A 17,635-nucleotide genomic window follows, 5' to 3' on the forward strand; every position below is an offset into this window, starting at 1 on the left:
CGCTATAAAGGATATTACGATCATTAACGGCGCAATTCTCGAACTTTATGAAATTAGGGATATTATGAAAAAGAAATCTCAAACCTCTGTCATACGTCGTATGTACTTAGGCTTCGCTATCTTAGTAGCACTATTTGTTATCACTATTATGTTTATGCTTGATGGCGTTGATCGTATTCACAATCAATTAAAGTCCATTACAACTGGTGCCTTACCCCTAGTTTCAGCATCACATAATGTTAGTCTGCAACTGCTTGTCGCTGATAAAATTTTTAAAGATTACCTGACCAGCCAAGATCCAACAGCAATGGCAGCTTATAGTGTAGAATTTGAACAACAAACTACCCTCTTTCAACAAGCTCGAAATCAATTACAACAAGTGACAAAAAATAATCCTCAATTAGAAAAATCGATTCAAGCATTAACCGAATTAGAACAACGTTATTTTACTGAAGCCACTATTGCCATGACCAATTATCGCTTATTACTGCTTGCTACTAATGAACGCCAACAATCTGCGCGTCAATTTCAGCAACTACAAACAGAATTGAATATTGGTATGAAAGAGTTTATTAATGAGCAAGATAACCTTACCGTTAAAATGTTATCTAAAAACTATTTCTTAAAATTAAAAGAAACAGAAACGATCACTTTAGATGCCCTAGCATCTGATAATACTGCCGAGATCGAAAAAGCCATTAGAAGTAACAAAATTAGCGTTAATCACCTTAAAAACACCTTTCGTTCTTTATCTATATTACAACCAGAATTAACGCAAGCTTTCGGCAAATCAGTAGAACAATATGGACTTGATATTGGTCGTACTGGTGGCGTTCTCGACCAGCATTTTGAATACATTCAGGCACAACACCGCCTTTACAGTAATATTGCAACGTTAGCGAAAGAAATTAACCAATCTATGACTATTGTTGGAGATTTCAATAAACAAGCAAATAGCCAGATGAGTAATACGATTGCAACAGCAGATACGACCTACTCTGAAGTGGTGACAAAAGCTATTATCATTGGTATAGCAGTGATCTTGTTAGCTATTACCGTCGGCTGGTATTTAGCTCGCAGTGTGCGTCAGCCTTTAATGGCGATATTAAAAACGTTAGAAGCACTCACCGCTGGTAATATGACACAGCGAACAGCAGCCAGTACGTTTATTGAATTTAGTCAACTTAATCATCACATCAACATGCTGGCGCAGAACTTACAACAAATTTTAACCCAAATTAGCCACACATCATCAGAATTAAGCACCGTTGCAACGGAGAACCACGCCACAACAGCTGAAGCAAAGCAACGGTTAAATAATCAACGTCAACAAACGGCTTCTGCAGCAACAGCCATGATTGAAATGGAACACTCTGTAACTGATGTATCAAAAAGCGCGCAAATCACCATGGAGCGCGTAAATGAAGTAGAGCAAGCATCAGCAACAGGCCGTGAGGTAATGACCAGTAATATCAATACCGCCCATCAACTCTCTACTCGTTTGGATGAATCCGTTCAGGCTGTTCAACAATTACAAAAAATGAGCAGTAATATTGGCTCCATTTTGGATGTTATTCGTAATATTGCGGATCAAACAAACTTATTAGCCCTTAATGCCGCTATTGAAGCAGCAAGAGCCGGAGAGCAAGGACGAGGATTTGCCGTGGTCGCAGATGAAGTACGTGTATTAGCCAAACGCACCACCGACTCTACTGCAGAAATTGAAGATATGATCAAAAACTTACAATCCAGCTCCGGTCAGGCTATGCATATGATGCAAAGCTGTGTCACTGAAATGGATAACAGTATTAGCCTTGCTTCTAATGCCAATAGTTCAATGGAAGAAATTCAAGCGATTATCATTGAAATAAGTGATATGAGTACACAAATTGCACAAGCGGCCGAAGAGCAACGTTGTACGACAACAGAAATAGCCCGTAGTTTAGAAGACATTAGCCACATTGCTGATAATAGTTATAACACTATGGAAAAAATGGCTGATACGGGCGTCAAGCTTGAACACTTAGCAACTGAACAAAATACTCTCGTGAGCCGCTTTAAATTATAATTACCCCACTCACCGGCGACACAGTCGGTGAGTTTTCTTCATTTATCTACCGCTACCAGCAAACGATTGCTTTTTAAAGCAGCAATTAACCACATTGTTTGATTTATCAACTTTACTTCAGCGTGTGATACTTTTAGAATCGGACAAATTTTTTGGGAGGGAAGAAAAAATGACGATGTTAACAATTACACGTCCGGACGACTGGCATACACATTTACGTGATGGCGACGTACTCGCTGATACAGTTCGTGATATTAGCCGTTATATGGGACGCGCGATTATCATGCCAAACCTTATTCCCCCTGTTACAGATACCACATCTGCTTTAGCCTACCGTGACCGCATTCTTCAAGTAAACCCTCAAGGTAACTTCTCACCGCTAATGGTTATTTATCTCACCGATAAAACATCAGCTGAAGAAATTCAGCGTGCACATGCTTCTGGTCATGTTTACGCCGCTAAACTTTACCCTGCGGGGGCCACCACCAATTCAGATTCAGGCGTTACTTCAATCAATCATATTCGCCCAGCATTAGAAGCCATGCAACAAGTCGGCATGCCGCTACTGATTCATGGTGAAGTCACCCATCATGATGTTGATATTTTTGATCGTGAAAAAGCGTTCTTAGACACCGTATTAGCGCCTATCGTTAATGAATTTACCGCACTAAAAATCGTACTTGAACATATCACAACGGCTGATGCGGTTGAGTTTGTAACCAATGCAGGTCCAAATGTTGGAGCGACCATTACTGCGCACCATTTAATGTTTAACCGTAATCATATGTTAGTTGGCGGTATTCGTCCGCACTTCTATTGCTTACCGATTTTAAAACGTAATACTCATCAACAAGCGTTAGTTGCTGCAGCAACCAGCGGCAATGCGAAGTTCTTCTTGGGCACAGACAGCGCACCCCATGTCAAAGGACGCAAAGAAGCGGCTTGTGGTTGTGCTGGCTCTTACACCGCTCATGCTGCAATTGAATTATATGCTGAAGTATTTGAACAAGCAGGCGCACTGGATAAATTAGAAGCCTTTGCCAGTTTCAATGGTGCTGATTTTTATGGCCTGCCCCGTAACACCGACACCATTACATTAACCAAAGAAGCATGGCAAGTTGCTGAAGAAATGCAATTTGGTCATGATACCGTGGTGCCAATTAAAGCCGGTGAAATGATGACTTGGAAAGTACTCGCTTAATTTAACCGCTTTTATGATGACAAAAAAGGCTTCCTATTACAGGAAGCCTTTTTTGTTTCCATCATTATTATTTTAAGCTGCCTTTATTTTAAGCTGCCTTTATTTTACACTACCGGCTGTGGTGTCGTTTGATCTACTGGTATTTTCAATTTATGAAATAAACGATATAACACGGGTACTACAATCAGTGTCAGCACTGTGGCAAAGCTCAACCCAAACATAATCGTCACCGCCATCGGCTTAAAGAAAACATCAGGTAGTAAGGGTAACATACCTAAAACAGTGGTTATCGCCGCCATACACACAGGGCGCACACGACTGACCGCCGCATCAACCACCGCAAGATATTTCTCTTTGCCACTGGCGATCTCTATCTCAATTTGATCTAACAATACGATGCCGTTTTTCACCAACATGCCAGAAAGGCTCAAAAAGCCAAGTAATGCCATAAAACCAAAAGGCGTATTCAGAAGCAGTAATCCTACCGTTACCCCAATAATCGCCAGTGGTACTGTTGCCCATACAATGAGAGCTTCTTTAACTTTATTAAATAAGAATATTGTAATTAAAAACATGGCTAAGTAACCCATTGGCATAGTTTGGAATAGTGACGCTTTCGCATCTGCAGATGATTCATACTCACCGCCCCACTCCAAGCTATAACCTGCGGGTAAATCAATGGCTTCAATAGCGGGTAAAATACGCGCTTGAACCGACGCTGCTGTTTCATCACCTAAAGGATCAGGGTCTGCCATAATGGTTAACATACGTTTTCTGTTTTTACGCACCACTAATGGATCTTCCCAGCGCACATTAACATCCAATACTACTTGCTGTAGTGGAATATAACCTTGAATCGCAGGGCTCCAAATCTTCATGCCTTCAATGGTACTAATATCAACCCGTTCCTCTTCAGGTAACCGTGCGACTATTGGCATCAAGTTTGTCCCTTCACGATACAACCCAATGTTAATTCCTGAAAATGCCATCTGTAGTAGCTCATCAACATCTTTTTTGGTAATACCGTAACGTCTTGCTTGGCTTTCATTAAATACAGGTTCAATGACTTTAGTGCGCTCTCGCCAGTCATGACGAATATTAAATGCGCCAGGATCGGCATTCATAACATCTACAACTTGCGAGGCAATACCACGCAGAATTGTTGGATCAGAGCCCACAATTCGAGCTTCAATCTTAGATCCTGATGATGGACCTAGCATCACCTGTTTCAATTTGTATTCAACCTTTGGATAGTCCTTATTCATCGTTTGGCTAAATTTACGCATAACAGGAATTACATCATCAAAACTATCAACTCGAACGATTAATTCACCGTAAGAGGCATAGCTTTTTTCAGGGGCATAGGTCAACATGAAACGTTGTGAGCCTTTACCTGCACTAGAGCTAACATGCTGAACGCCTTGTTCTGCATTTACCATTTTCTCTAATGACTTTAAGGTGTCATTCGTGGCGCGAATATCCGTTCCTTCAGGTAACCAAACATCAACCATAAACATTGGCGTTGTTGAAGCAGGAAAAAATGATTGTTTCAATAATGTAAAGCCGTATAAGCTACCACCAAGCATCAGTACCAATGTCAGTACCGTTAGCCATGCACGACGCATACAAAACTCTAGCGACTTACGATATACCACAAAGAAAACACCGCTATAGGGATCTTTTTGATCTGCTCCTTGTTCAACTTTGACATTTTTAAAGAAAATATCAGCAAAGAAAGGTGTTAATGAAATAGCGGTAAACCAACTCAACATCAATGAAATCAGTAGCACTGTAAATAAAGTTCGACAATATTCACCCGTTGAATCTTGCGATAAACCAATAGGCGCAAAAGCCATTACCGCAATCACAGTTGCGCCCAGTAACGGCCACTTAGTTTGCGTGACAATATCTGAGGCTGCTTGCATTCGCGTACGCCCCTTTTGCATTCCGATCAGAATACCTTCAACCACCACAATAGCATTATCCACCAGCATACCCAGCGCGATAACCAATGCACCTAATGATATACGTTGAAGATCTATTGCCATCCACTTCATAAACACAAAGGTGCCAAGTACGGTTAATAGTAAAATAAGGCCAATTAACAGCCCTGAACGCAACCCCATAAAAAACAGTAGTACAATAATAACAATCGCAACCGCTTGGCCTAAGCTAACCACGAAACCACTGACTGATTTATCAACTTCTGTCGGCTGGCTATACACTTCATCGATATCGATACCAACAGGTTGTTGTTCTTTGAGCTCAGCTAATCGCTGCATCACACGTTGACCCACTTCAACAACGTTAACGCCTGCAACAAATGACACCCCCATATTAAGGGCTTGATGACCATTAAAGCTGACTAAGTTATCAGGGATCTCTTTAAAACCTTTTTTAATATCGGCCACATCTCGCAAATAAATTAGCCCGTCAGCCCCCTTATCGGTAATAATCAAATCACCTAATTCATCAACATTCTTAAACTCACCCGTTGGATGGACACGAACATATTCATCACCAATACGCACTGCACCCGCACTTGTAACTAAATTTTGAGTCGCTAAAATGTTATAAATAGTATCAAGCGAAATACCTAAACTGCTTAAACGTTGCATCGATATTTCAATAAATACTTGTTCTTGCTGATTACCCGTTACAGAAACTTTACCGACACCATCGACCAGTTCAATTTCACGACGTAAATAATCAACATAATCACTTAGCTCTTTGTAGCTATAACCTTCACCCGTGATCGCCAATAAAATTCCAAATACATCACCAAAATCATCAATCACTTTTGGCTTTGCAACACCTGGAGGCAAATTCGATGAAATATCATTCACTTTACGCCGTAATTCATCCCAAATTTGTGGTAAATCATCAGGCCCATAATTGTTTTTCATGGTAACTGTGATCTGCGAAAGGCCTCGACTAGACAGTGAATTAACTTCATCAACATACGTCAGTTGTTGAATTGCTTTCTCTATTGGATAAGTCACTTCTTCTTCTACTTGTTGAGGTGTCGCCCCTGGATAAGCGGTCACAACCATCGCATCTTTAATCGTAAAAGCGGGATCTTCTAACTGACCAAGACCAAAGAAAGATACCGTTCCACCCACGAGAAAGATCAGTGTTAACATCCAACTAATCACTTTGTTTTTAATAAAATAAGTCGCGATATCTTGTTTCATTACAGTGCCTCCTCCTGAGTAAATACCACCACTTTTTGTCCATCCCTTAAGCGGTTAACGCCTGTAACTACGACCTTTTCTCCTTCCTTTACACCCGATTTTAATCGCACCCCTTCTGGAACAACTTTATCTGTGACAACTTGACGCTTTGACACTGTATTATCGGCCGCAAGTACCCATACATATTTATTAGATGGTGTAATGTCATCCCCATCCAAATTAAATAATGCCTCTAATGGCACAATTTGTTGCCCCACTGTATACACTTGTAACTTTTGAGCATCAGCTTCAACTTCAACCGACATACCATCTAAAATGAACTGATTTTTAGGCATTGGCATAGTTAAGGTAACCAAAAAAGAGCCTGACTCTGGATCAGGTTCAGTCGTAAACTCTTTTAATATCACCGCGTATTTTTCACCATTAGGTAAAATCGCCTTTGCCGTCGCACGTTGCCCTTTATCAACATCTAATATACTTTGCTTGGAATAAATCATATCAGGGGCCTGAATCTCAATATCAACAGAATCAGTACTATGAATATTCATAATTTGCTGACCGACTTTGACATTCTCAAATTGCTCAACCGGAACAATTGAAATGACGCCACTAAAAGGCGCTTTAAGCACGGTAAAACTTAATTTTAATTGGGCTAAATCAAGATTGGCTTTTGCAATACTTCGTTTGGCTTTTAACTCATCAAATTGAGATTGAGGTAAATAACCATTTTTTAATAATGTTGCTGAACGACGGTATTGGCTATTATTAACGTTGTATTTTGCCTGAGCATCATCAACTTCTAATTTAAAATCACTGGGATCTAATCGTGCTAATACTTGGCCTTTTTTCACCCTGTCACCTGAACGTACTAATATCTGTGTCACTTCTCCCGCAATACGAAATGATAAAATAGATTTATCGGCGGCAGATGCTACTGCAGGGAAGGTTAATTTCGGTACTTGCTTACTTAATTTTACCTGTTGTACTTTCACTAAAGGCAGTTCTTCACGTGGCTCAACAGTCGGTTTATCACACCCGACAACGAGCAACGCAATACTGATTGATAGTACAGATAAACGGCAACATTTGATCATAGTCCTCGCTCCTTGATCCATGAGCGGACCTTTTGACCTGATTGCAATTCAGAGACACCCGATGTCGCTATAACATCACCATCATTCAATCCTGCAATAACACGGTTATTACTGTCTAATGTCACTTCTGTTCTGACAACTTGCTGCTTATCATCAACACGCCACACATAGTTTTTATTACCTTCAACTATGATTGCTCGCACCGGTATTGCACCCGCATTTCCTTGTGGTAATACAATTGTTACACTACCAGACATTCCCGGCATAATATTACTGCCTTCAGGTCGAGCCAGTGAAAGTGTTACTTTATAACTGGATGTTTTACTGTCAGGCTCTGTATCAATTTCTTTAAATTGGGCCGGAAAGGTTTGATTGGCTAAAGTATCGAACGCAACGGTAGGATCAATATTTTCAGCATTACCTTGAAACCGTGCTAAAAGGTAATCAGGAAGCTGAAATGTCATATTGATTAATTTGGCACTTTGAATATGCATAACCGGCTGTTTAGCAACAACATATTCATAGTTTTCAACCATGGACAAAGAAAGATGCCCATTATAAGGTGCAATTAGCTCAGCATAGCTTAAATTTGACTTTTCTTTATCTAACGCCGCTTTGGCCTGCTTTAGATTTGCTTTCGAAGTATCATAATCAAGTTCGGATACTACTTTTTTTTCACGCAGTTTTTTATCACGCTTAAATTGTACATTTGCTAAATCATATTTCGCTTGTGCTTGTTTTACCAACAGTGACAATTCATCGGTGTTTAATGAGGCAAGTGTCTGCCCTTTCGTCACAAACTGACCAGGATGTACGTCAACACTCGCAAGTTGGCCTGATACTCGAAAGGCTAAGACCGCTTTATCTCCAGCTTCAACAATCGCTGGAAACGCACGTTGTGATTCATTATCTCCAACGGAAACTGATTGTAATTTTACGGGGCGAGATTCAGGTTCAACAATTACTGCTTGATCATCCTTACACCCACTTAATGCTAAACATATAAATAATGCCGCAAAAAAGTGATATCTCATACTACTCTCCATGATGTCCCATACTGAATATTTGTTATTGTTAAAATATTGTATGAATAAAAGATATCTATGAATAATAGAAGTGGATAACCAAAAAATCTCTTTTCATTTATTAGAATAGCGTCAATATCACAATCTATGCTGATATAACAATGACAAAAAAAAGGAGCCCAAGGCTCCTTTTTTTAAATTATTTCTAAATGGCTTATTTTGCCATTTCAGCGATGTTCACACGCCATGTATCAGGACCTGTTTGATGAGCATTAACACCTTCAGCATCAACAGCAACGGTTACTGGCATATCTTCTACTTCAAATTCATAAATCGCTTCCATGCCTAAATCAGCAAAAGCGACCACTCGCGCTTTTTTGATGGCTTTGGCAACAAGGTATGCTGCGCCACCTACTGCCATCAAATAAACCGCTTTATGGTGTTTAATCGATTCAATCGTTGCAGGTCCACGTTCAGCTTTACCTATCATGCCCGTAAGGCCTGTTTCGCCCAGCATCATTTCAGTAAATTTATCCATACGGGTCGAGGTTGTCGGTCCAGCAGGTCCAACAACTTCATCACCAACGGCGTCAACAGGGCCAACATAGTAAATAAAACGATTAGTAAAATCGACCCCTTCAGGTAAGCCTTCACCATTAGCGAGCATTTCTTGAATACGCTTATGGGCAGCATCACGACCCGTAAGAATCTTACCTGATAACAGTACCGTTTCACCTGAACGCCATTCTTGTACATCAGCTTTGGTCACATTATCAAGGTTAACACGACGAACATTGTCACCAACGTCCCATGTTACTTGTGGCCAATCACTGAGTTTAGGTGGTGTTAACTCCGCAGGGCCAGAACCATCAAGCGTAAAATGCACGTGACGAGTTGCGGCACAATTAGGAATCATACATACAGGCTTAGAGGCTGCATGCGTTGGCGCACTTTTGATCTTAACATCAAGTACAGTGGTTAAACCGCCCAAGCCCTGTGCACCAATACCCAAACGATTGACACGATCATAGATATCTAACCGTAATGCTTCTTCTGTTGTTTTTGCGCCACGTTGTTGTAGCTCATGAATATCAACCGCTTCCATCAACGATTCTTTAGCAAGCACGGCCGCTTTTTCTGCGGTACCGCCAATACCAATACCTAACATACCTGGAGGACACCAACCCGCCCCCATTAGTGGTACTGTTTTTTCAACCCACTCAGCAACATCATCAGAAGGGTTCAGCATCACCATTTTAGTTTTATTTTCTGAACCACCACCTTTAGCCGCGATTTGAATCTCGACCTTATTACCAGCCACCATCTCAATATGTACCACAGCAGGTGCATTATCTTGAGTGTTCTTACGTGCACCCGCAGGATCAGCAACAACAGAAGCGCGTAATGGATTGTCTGAATTGGTGTAAGCTTGTCGCACCCCTTCATCCACCATTTGCTGCACAGTTAAATCACTGTCCCACTGCACATTCATGCCGATTTTTACAAAACAGGTAACAATGCCCGTATCTTGGCAAATAGGTCGACGGCCTTCTGCAGACATGCGGGAGTTAATTAAAATCTGGGCAATAGCGTCTTTTGCTGCTTGGCTTTGTTCTTTGTTGTACGCTTTTTCTAATGCTTTAATAAAATCTAAAGGATGGTAGTAAGAAATATATTGTAAAGCATCGGCCACGCTACTGATTACATCTTGTTTACGGATGATGGTCATAATTACCCTCGTTAAGTATTATCATTCCATGGCGCCCTATAAAATCTTCCAAATTGTAGGTATTAAACAACAAAATAGCGTTGCTCAATCTTGGGCGTCTTTCGCTGAATATGATACTCTTGCCCATAACATTGCGCTATGCGCCAATCAAACCCCTTGTCACAAAAAAGAAAATGATTTGTAAATCACACCCAGAATTAAGCATTATCTCATTGCCCTACTCAAAAGATGCCGCACTGTCATGGTTTACACCATTATCGGGATTACCTTGGGCAATGATATTACGTTCGGCAGCAGAAGCGCACCCAGATAATCGCTATGATATTTTAGTTGCTGATCCTTTAGCCACAATTGAATCACAATCTGATACAACTTATATTAAGTTTTCAAATGGTGACCAACGTAGCACAACTGACGATCCTTTTGCGGTCATCAATGCGCTACAACATGAGTTATTACCACCACTTAGCACAGAATTAGACTTACCATTTCTAGGTGGTGCATTAGGGTATTTCAGTTATGATTTAGGCCGCCGTGTAGAAAAAATGGCGACGACTGCAAACCATGATATTCACTTACCAGAAATGGCCGTTGGTATTTATGACTGGGCTCTCATTGTTGATCATAAATTACAGCAGACATGGCTTATTGAGCCTAAAAATAGCCACCGCTTGGTCTGGTTAAACCAACAACGAGAACAAGCAATAACACTACAATCTAATAACCAGAATAAGACATTCCAATTAACATCTTCTTGGTCATCTAATATGACTAAAGAGGATTACTGCAACAAATTTAACACCATACAATCTTATTTATTATCCGGTGATTGCTACCAAATTAACCTTGCTCAGCGATTTAAAGCCAGTTACCTAGGGGATGAGTGGCAAGCTTATTGTCGCTTAGACACCGCAAATGGTGCACCTTTTTCTAGTTTTATTCGTACCAATAATAGTGCGATTCTCTCTGTATCACCGGAGCGTTTTTTACAGTTAAAACAAGAAAATATTGAAACAAAACCGATTAAAGGCACACGCCCGAGAAGTAAAAACATCATAGAAGATAATGCCAACGCACAAGCACTTCAGTTGGCACCTAAAGATCGGGCTGAAAACGTAATGATCGTAGATTTATTACGTAATGATATTGGTCGTGTTGCAACACCTGGTAGTGTTCGTGTACCTGCTTTATTTGCCATTGAAAGCTTTCCAGCAGTACACCATTTAGTGAGTACCGTAACGGGTAAATTGGCCAGTCACTACTCAGCTACAGATTTATTACGAGCTTGTTTTCCTGGAGGATCGATAACAGGAGCACCAAAAATAAGAGCAATGGAGATCATTGAAGAATTGGAACCACATCGACGCAGCATTTATTGTGGCAGTATTGGCTATATCAGTCGTTGTGGCACCATGGACACCAATATTGCGATAAGAACGCTTGTGGCTTATCAACATAATTTATACGCATGGGCCGGCGGCGGTATCGTTGCTGACAGTGATGCCGAGAGTGAATACCAAGAAACTCTCGACAAATTAAGTAAAATTCTGCCAACCTTATAATAGCGCTAAATATAATAAAAAAAGTGTAATGGAGGCTTTAATGGGTGAACAGCAGCAGATTTTAACACGGTTTCTTATGGCACCAAGTCAACAGTATGACGCGAGCCATAAGCGTAGAATTGATCGTCATTTTAATGATGATACCTATTTCAAACCTGCTGCCGTTTTGATCCCATTAGTCCCTAGAGATCATGGCTTTAATGTGGTATTAACCCGTCGAGCTGAACATTTAAAGCACCACCCGGGACAAATAGCCTTCCCGGGTGGGCGTTTTGAAACCCAAGATAGCGATCTTATCACCACCGCATTACGTGAAACATTTGAAGAAACAGGCATTGTTTGCCAACGTAATAACGTTATCGGTCAATTAACACCCTTAGCGACGACCAGTGGCTATATAGTGACCCCCTTTATTTCAACGATCAGCAATGATTATAAACCTAAACCCGATCCCGGTGAGGTCGATGCCATCTTTGAAGTGCCACTCAATTACCTGCTTAATCCCAATAATATCCGCTCACACCAGTTTCGCCTTAGAGGTGAATCCCACCGTGTTTATGCCATTCCTTATCACAATTATTCCATCTGGGGCGCAACAGCACAGATGATTAAACTGTTATCCAACCAAATTTGGGAAGATAAAAAATAACCAAATAGACGTTTTATTTTAATCTTACAAGCCTATTTGTGTGATGTGGGTCTGATTTATTTGTATCACAAAAAGTTCGTATTACAGAACGAGATCTTTATCCTTGTTTTCCCCTCGTAAATAGCGACAATGCGCTCGTTCCTATATTCCGTTCCGTTCCCTTTTATTGGATATTACAGTATGCAAAACACATCGACAGCGTCAGCAACAAGTACGACAAAAACCAGATGGACCTACAAAGATTTCACTTGGGCTCTTTCTCTGTTTGGTACTGCAGTAGGTGCCGGTGTTCTATTCTTACCCATTAAAGCGGGTGCGGGCGGTTTCTGGCCATTAGTTATTTTGGCTCTTATTGCAGCACCAATGACATGGTTTGCACATAAAGGTCTAGCACGTTTTGTACTATCGTCTAAAAACCCTAATGCAGATATCACTGATACTGTAGAAGAGCATTATGGTAAAACAGGTGCTAACTTAATTACCTTCGCTTACTTCTTTGCTATCTACCCTATCGTATTAATTTACGGCGTTGGTATTACAAACACTGTTGATTCATTCATGGTTAACCAACTTGGTATGGAATCAGCACCTCGCTGGCTACTATCTGGCGTATTAATTTCACTAATGACTGCGGGTGTAGTCTTTGGTAAAGAACTGATGTTGAAAGCGACATCAGCAATGGTTTACCCATTAGTTGTTATTCTGTTGATTCTTTCTGTATACCTAATCCCTGACTGGAACATGTCAATGGTACAAACAGAAGCAGATTGGTCAGCAATGCCAACAATTATCTGGCTTGCAATTCCAATTATCGTATTCTCATTTAACCACAGCCCAATTATCAGCCAGTTTGCAAAAGAACAACGTCGCACTTACGGTGATGAAGCCGTTAAGAAAACGGACATGATCACTGGCGGCGCGGCAATGATGCTAATGGGCTTTGTTATGTTCTTCGTATTCTCAGTTGTGCTTTCAATGACACCTGAGCAACTAAACATGGCAAAAGAGCAAAATATTTCAGTATTGTCATACTTAGCTAACGTAAAAGATTCACCAGCAATCTCTTACTTAGGACCACTAGTTGCATTTGCAGCGATCACATCAAGCTACTTCGGTCACTTCCTTGGTGCACACGAAGGTCTAGTTGGCTTGACTAAGTCTCGCTCTAACATGCCAGTGGCTAAAATTGAAAAAATCTCATTAGCTTTCATTGTAATTACAACCTGGATTGTCGCTATCATTAACCCAAGTATTCTAGGTATGATTGAAACAATGGGTGCACCAATGATTGCCGGTATCTTATTCCTACTGCCAGTTATTGCGATGCAAACAGTACCAGCAATGGCTAAGTATAAAACATCAGTATTTGCTCGTATCTTCACAGTTTTATGTGGTATCGCAGCAATCACTTCTGTTATTTACGGTGCATTTTAATTTAACTATTAAAAATGTACTGATTACGAATAATTAATCGTATAAAAGCAAAAATATGTGCTAGTACTCATGGTGTTTACTAGCACAAATAACGTAAAATAGACGATACTTAAGAGTAAATATGCTTTAAGCATTTTACTCTTTTAGTTTAAGTGCGCTCGCCAAGGAAGGAGCGAGGATATCAACGAATAACAGTCTTTACAGGAGGCAAGAACCGCTTCCCCTATGACTGAGGTAATAACATGATCAGTATTTTCGATATATTCAAGATTGGTGTAGGCCCTTCCAGTTCTCACACTGTTGGCCCAATGAAAGCAGGTAAAGAGTTCATCGACGACTTACGTGCGTTAGGCCAATTACGTGACGTGACAAAAATTACCGTTGATGTTTACGGCTCTTTATCGCTTACAGGTAAAGGTCATCACACTGATATCGCTATCATTATGGGTCTTGCTGGTAATTCACCTGAACATGTTGATATTGATAGCATTCCTGGCTTTATCTCCCGCGTAGAAGAAACAGAACGTCTTCCAGTTGGTATGCATTGCCACACTGTTGATTTTCCACGCGATGGCGGTATGAATTTCCATACAACTAACCTTTCTCTTCATGAAAACGGTATGTCAATCCACGCTTGGATTGGTGATGACGTTGTTTTCTCTAAAACGTACTACTCAATCGGTGGTGGGTTTATTGTTGATGAAGAAAACTTTGGTAAAGAACAAACAAATACTGTTGAAGTTCCCTACCCTTTCTCTTATGCATCTGAATTGCTAGAGCAGTGTAGTGAACATGGCCTTTCTGTTAGTTCACTAGTAATGGCTAACGAACGCGCGATGAATGCAGAAGATGAAATTAGCACATACTTCGCGAACATCTGGAAAACCATGCGTGAATGTATGGAACGTGGTATGAATGAAGAAGGCATTCTTCCTGGGCCACTACGTGTTCCTCGTCGTGCTGCAGCATTACGTCAACAACTGATTACCACAGAAAAGCTAAGCAATGACCCAATGACAGTCGTTGACTGGGTTAACATGTATGCGTTCGCTGTTAATGAAGAAAATGCAGCCGGTGGTCGAGTAGTGACAGCACCAACTAATGGCGCTTGTGGCATTATTCCTGCCGTATTAGCTTACTACGACAAATTTGTACAATCTGTTGGACCAAAAGAATACACTCGTTACTTCGCAGCATCTGGTGCTATCGGTGGTCTATATAAGCGTAATGCTTCTATTTCTGGCGCTGAAGTAGGCTGTCAAGGTGAAGTAGGCGTTGCATGCTCAATGGCTGCAGCAGGTCTAGCTGAATTGATGGGGGGAAGCCCTGAGCAAGTTTGTATGGCGGCAGAGATCGCAATGGAGCATAACTTAGGTTTAACATGTGATCCAGTTGCAGGACAAGTACAAGTTCCTTGTATTGAACGTAACGGTATTGCAGCAGTAAAAGCAATCAATGCAACCCGTATGGCGCTTCGTCGTTCATCAGCACCACGTGTATCACTTGATAAAGTTATTGAAACGATGCTTGAAACAGGCAAAGACATGAATGCTAAATATCGTGAAACATCACAAGGTGGCTTGGCGATTAAAGTCATTTGCTAATATAAAATGAACATTTAACGCAATTAACTAAAAAAACTATCTTCGGATAGTTTTTTTGTTTTACACTCAAATTACTACATAAAAACCACAACTATATTCAACTCGATTCATTATTAATCACCTTGCAATAGCATTGCGTTAAGATATTAAGTCACATCGTATCAATATAACCATTAGCACTGCTCATTGCTTCTTATATCATCAATTGTGTCTATTCTTTCTTTTCTTTTAGTCCTATACTCAGTTAAATATACTCATTATCATTAATGTAGTGTAAGCATGGATGCGTATATCGCCCTTACATCATTGATGTACGATATGTAATGAAGGATTTATTCCCTTTATAGAGAAGCAATATTGCTATGAAATATAAGCGTATCCTCTCGCAGAGCCATGTCGTTCTGAAAGAGTTTTATGTCGATCATCATTTAATTGTGAAGTTATCTAATGCAGAAGGTAATATTCACATTAATGGTAATGTTATAGATGTAAAAAATAATAGCATTTTAGTTATACCTAAATTTAGTCATATTTCTTGTTCAATTAATCAATTAAATAACCAAGAAAACATTGAACTACAAATTTTAATGATCAATGAAGAATCAATTACGGAAGCATTTAAATATATAAGTGCTCTTAAGCAACCAGCCTTAGCAACTTCAAATTGCTCACCTATTTATCTTATTGATTCATCAGAAATTGTTGAGCAAAATTTCGCATTATTTAATCAACTATTGCCTAGCATTAGTGGATCAACAATGGAGCAAACTTTGCTGAGCCAATGCTTAGTATTCCTTTTGATTGCACTTAATAATACTGGAATTGATGTTTTTAATGTTTATCGCTTTAATTATGACGAACCTAAAGAACGTACAATTGCACGGCTAATTACTCAAGATCCTCAACGCAAATGGAGTGTTGATGATATGGCAAAGGCCCTCTTTACAACGCAATCTACTTTACGTCGTCATTTAGCAAAAGAAGGTGTCTCATTTAGCCAGCTATTACTGGATGTTCGAATGGGGCTTGCACTTAATTTTCTAACCTTTTCCAATTACTCTATATCACAAATCGGTAATCGGTCTGGGTTTGGTAGTGCCGCGTATTTTTGTGATGCGTTTAAACGTAAATATAATGTAACACCGTCACAATTTAGAACTAGCTCAAGAAAAGAAAATGATATGGATACTGATGGTTGTTTTACCTGTAAAGATCACACTGAATATCTACCAGAAGTTTGTCATTAGCAATAGCCGTTCACTAAAAAACCTCGTCAATGCGAGGTTTTTTTATATATCGTAAAAAGCAGATATAAAAAAGCCCCACTTAATAAAGTAGGGCTAATTTCAAATTATAACACGTTACGCTACAGCGTTAGCTTGTTGTAATTCGCGATCTTTAGGTGCAACACCTACAGGTAGAATCACACGACCGTACTCTGCATTTAATACTTGTGCCATTGCAAAATAGATAGCACTTAAACCACAGAAGATACCTTCAATACCTGCAATAAAGCCAATCGTTTCGTTACCCGTAAAATCACGCGCCGCAAGCAAGAAGAATAGAATCGTTAGAGAACCGAAAACAACTTGCTTTGCTGGTGGGTAACGTAAAGAACCAACATACATAAATGCTGTAAACACACCCCATAGTAGTAAGTACCATGCCATAAACGGTGCTGGGCTTGCCGCAAAGCCAAGTTTTGGCAAGATTAGTAAACCAACCAATGATAACCAAAATAAGCCGTAAGAAGTAAATGCTGTGGTACCAAAAGTATCACCACGCTTAAAGCACATCATACCAACAAGAACTTGCCCTAAACCGCCATAGAAAATACCCATAGCTAGAATCATCGAGTCTAGAGGAAAAAATCCAGCATTATGAATATTCAGTACAATGGTCGTCATACCAAAGCCCATTAGACCTAATGGTGCTGGATTAGCAAGTTTTGTAGACATTTTTTTCCCCTACAGGATTTACAACAAAAATAATAAAAATTAAAAATATGTGCACATATTTATGCGCGGAGGATCTTAATGTAAGCCGAGAAACAGATCAATGCTTATATCACTAAA

13 protein-coding genes are annotated in these 17,635 nt (G+C 40.1%); 8 read left to right on the forward strand and 5 right to left on the reverse strand.

Features of this window, described 5'->3' with window-relative positions; genetic code table 11:
• The first annotated feature begins 100 nt into the window (after window positions 1–100).
• Entirely contained in the window at window positions 101–2,068 is a 1,968-nt protein-coding gene (locus CZ809_RS06850) for a methyl-accepting chemotaxis protein (protein ID WP_080157174.1), read from the forward strand.
• 169 nt (window positions 2,069–2,237) lie between these two features.
• A complete protein-coding gene (gene pyrC / locus CZ809_RS06855; RefSeq protein ID WP_080156688.1) occupies window positions 2,238–3,269 on the forward strand; it encodes a dihydroorotase in 1,032 nt (343 codons plus the stop codon).
• Between the two features lie 104 nt (window positions 3,270–3,373).
• On the opposite strand, the gene CZ809_RS06860 is transcribed toward pyrC, so the two are convergent.
• The 4 genes from CZ809_RS06860 to CZ809_RS06875 form a co-directional block, all read right to left on the reverse strand.
• Window positions 3,374–6,463: an efflux RND transporter permease subunit gene (locus CZ809_RS06860; protein ID WP_080156689.1), complete on the reverse strand. Its 3,090-nt coding sequence runs from the start codon at window positions 6,461–6,463 to the stop codon at window positions 3,374–3,376.
• Complete coding sequence (locus CZ809_RS06865; protein WP_080156690.1) at window positions 6,463–7,557, reverse strand: efflux RND transporter periplasmic adaptor subunit; 1,095 nt, start codon at window positions 7,555–7,557, stop codon at window positions 6,463–6,465. The genes CZ809_RS06860 and CZ809_RS06865 overlap by 1 nt, the downstream gene beginning before the upstream one ends.
• Window positions 7,554–8,591, reverse strand: a complete 1,038-nt coding sequence (locus CZ809_RS06870; RefSeq protein WP_080156691.1) for an efflux RND transporter periplasmic adaptor subunit — start codon at window positions 8,589–8,591, stop codon at window positions 7,554–7,556. Before CZ809_RS06870 ends, CZ809_RS06865 begins: the two co-directional genes overlap by 4 nt.
• 205 nt (window positions 8,592–8,796) lie before the next feature.
• Entirely contained in the window at window positions 8,797–10,311 is a 1,515-nt protein-coding gene (locus CZ809_RS06875; protein WP_080156692.1) for a fumarate hydratase, read from the reverse strand.
• 28 nt (window positions 10,312–10,339) lie between these two features.
• Here CZ809_RS06875 and CZ809_RS21160 point away from each other — a divergent pair, with 28 nt between their 5' ends.
• The 6 genes from CZ809_RS21160 (at window position 10,340) to CZ809_RS06900 (ending at window position 16,807) form a co-directional block, all read left to right on the forward strand.
• On the forward strand, window positions 10,340–10,495 hold the full coding sequence (locus CZ809_RS21160) for a hypothetical protein (protein ID WP_158258902.1): 156 nt from the start codon (window positions 10,340–10,342) through the stop codon (window positions 10,493–10,495).
• Complete coding sequence (pabB, locus tag CZ809_RS06880; protein WP_080156693.1) at window positions 10,485–11,873, forward strand: aminodeoxychorismate synthase component 1; 1,389 nt, start codon at window positions 10,485–10,487, stop codon at window positions 11,871–11,873. The genes CZ809_RS21160 and pabB overlap by 11 nt, the downstream gene beginning before the upstream one ends.
• 40 nt (window positions 11,874–11,913) lie before the next feature.
• On the forward strand, window positions 11,914–12,522 hold the full coding sequence (locus tag CZ809_RS06885) for a CoA pyrophosphatase (protein ID WP_080156694.1): 609 nt from the start codon (window positions 11,914–11,916) through the stop codon (window positions 12,520–12,522).
• A gap of 180 nt (window positions 12,523–12,702) precedes the next feature.
• The gene (locus tag CZ809_RS06890; protein WP_080156695.1) at window positions 12,703–13,956 is read left to right on the forward strand and encodes an aromatic amino acid transport family protein; all 1,254 of its coding nucleotides are present in this window, start codon (window positions 12,703–12,705) and stop codon (window positions 13,954–13,956) included.
• A gap of 242 nt (window positions 13,957–14,198) precedes the next feature.
• Complete coding sequence (locus tag CZ809_RS06895) at window positions 14,199–15,560, forward strand: L-serine ammonia-lyase (protein ID WP_080156696.1); 1,362 nt, start codon at window positions 14,199–14,201, stop codon at window positions 15,558–15,560.
• A 362-nt stretch (window positions 15,561–15,922) separates the two neighbouring features.
• Window positions 15,923–16,807, forward strand: a complete 885-nt coding sequence (locus CZ809_RS06900; protein ID WP_080156697.1) for an AraC family transcriptional regulator — start codon at window positions 15,923–15,925, stop codon at window positions 16,805–16,807.
• A gap of 114 nt (window positions 16,808–16,921) precedes the next feature.
• Here the strand turns inward: CZ809_RS06900 and CZ809_RS06905 are convergent, their stop codons facing one another.
• Window positions 16,922–17,518: an acetate uptake transporter gene (locus CZ809_RS06905; RefSeq protein WP_045035596.1), complete on the reverse strand. Its 597-nt coding sequence runs from the start codon at window positions 17,516–17,518 to the stop codon at window positions 16,922–16,924.
• Window positions 17,519–17,635 lie beyond the last annotated feature (117 nt).

Source organism: Photobacterium piscicola (assembly GCF_900166965.1).
GTDB classification, from domain to species: domain Bacteria; phylum Pseudomonadota; class Gammaproteobacteria; order Enterobacterales; family Vibrionaceae; genus Photobacterium; species Photobacterium piscicola.

Coding starts and splice junctions, on each gene's coding strand:
- CZ809_RS06850 (WP_080157174.1), top strand. CDS start 101: ATGTACTTAGGCTTCGCTATCTTAGTAGCACTATTTGTTATCACTATT.
- pyrC (WP_080156688.1), top strand. CDS start 2,238: ATGACGATGTTAACAATTACACGTCCGGACGACTGGCATACACATTTA.
- CZ809_RS06860 (WP_080156689.1), bottom strand. CDS start 6,463: ATGAAACAAGATATCGCGACTTATTTTATTAAAAACAAAGTGATTAGT.
- CZ809_RS06865 (WP_080156690.1), bottom strand. CDS start 7,557: ATGATCAAATGTTGCCGTTTATCTGTACTATCAATCAGTATTGCGTTG.
- CZ809_RS06870 (WP_080156691.1), bottom strand. CDS start 8,591: ATGAGATATCACTTTTTTGCGGCATTATTTATATGTTTAGCATTAAGT.
- CZ809_RS06875 (WP_080156692.1), bottom strand. CDS start 10,311: ATGACCATCATCCGTAAACAAGATGTAATCAGTAGCGTGGCCGATGCT.
- CZ809_RS21160 (WP_158258902.1), top strand. CDS start 10,340: ATGGCGCCCTATAAAATCTTCCAAATTGTAGGTATTAAACAACAAAAT.
- pabB (WP_080156693.1), top strand. CDS start 10,485: ATGATTTGTAAATCACACCCAGAATTAAGCATTATCTCATTGCCCTAC.
- CZ809_RS06885 (WP_080156694.1), top strand. CDS start 11,914: ATGGGTGAACAGCAGCAGATTTTAACACGGTTTCTTATGGCACCAAGT.
- CZ809_RS06890 (WP_080156695.1), top strand. CDS start 12,703: ATGCAAAACACATCGACAGCGTCAGCAACAAGTACGACAAAAACCAGA.
- CZ809_RS06895 (WP_080156696.1), top strand. CDS start 14,199: ATGATCAGTATTTTCGATATATTCAAGATTGGTGTAGGCCCTTCCAGT.
- CZ809_RS06900 (WP_080156697.1), top strand. CDS start 15,923: ATGAAATATAAGCGTATCCTCTCGCAGAGCCATGTCGTTCTGAAAGAG.
- CZ809_RS06905 (WP_045035596.1), bottom strand. CDS start 17,518: ATGTCTACAAAACTTGCTAATCCAGCACCATTAGGTCTAATGGGCTTT.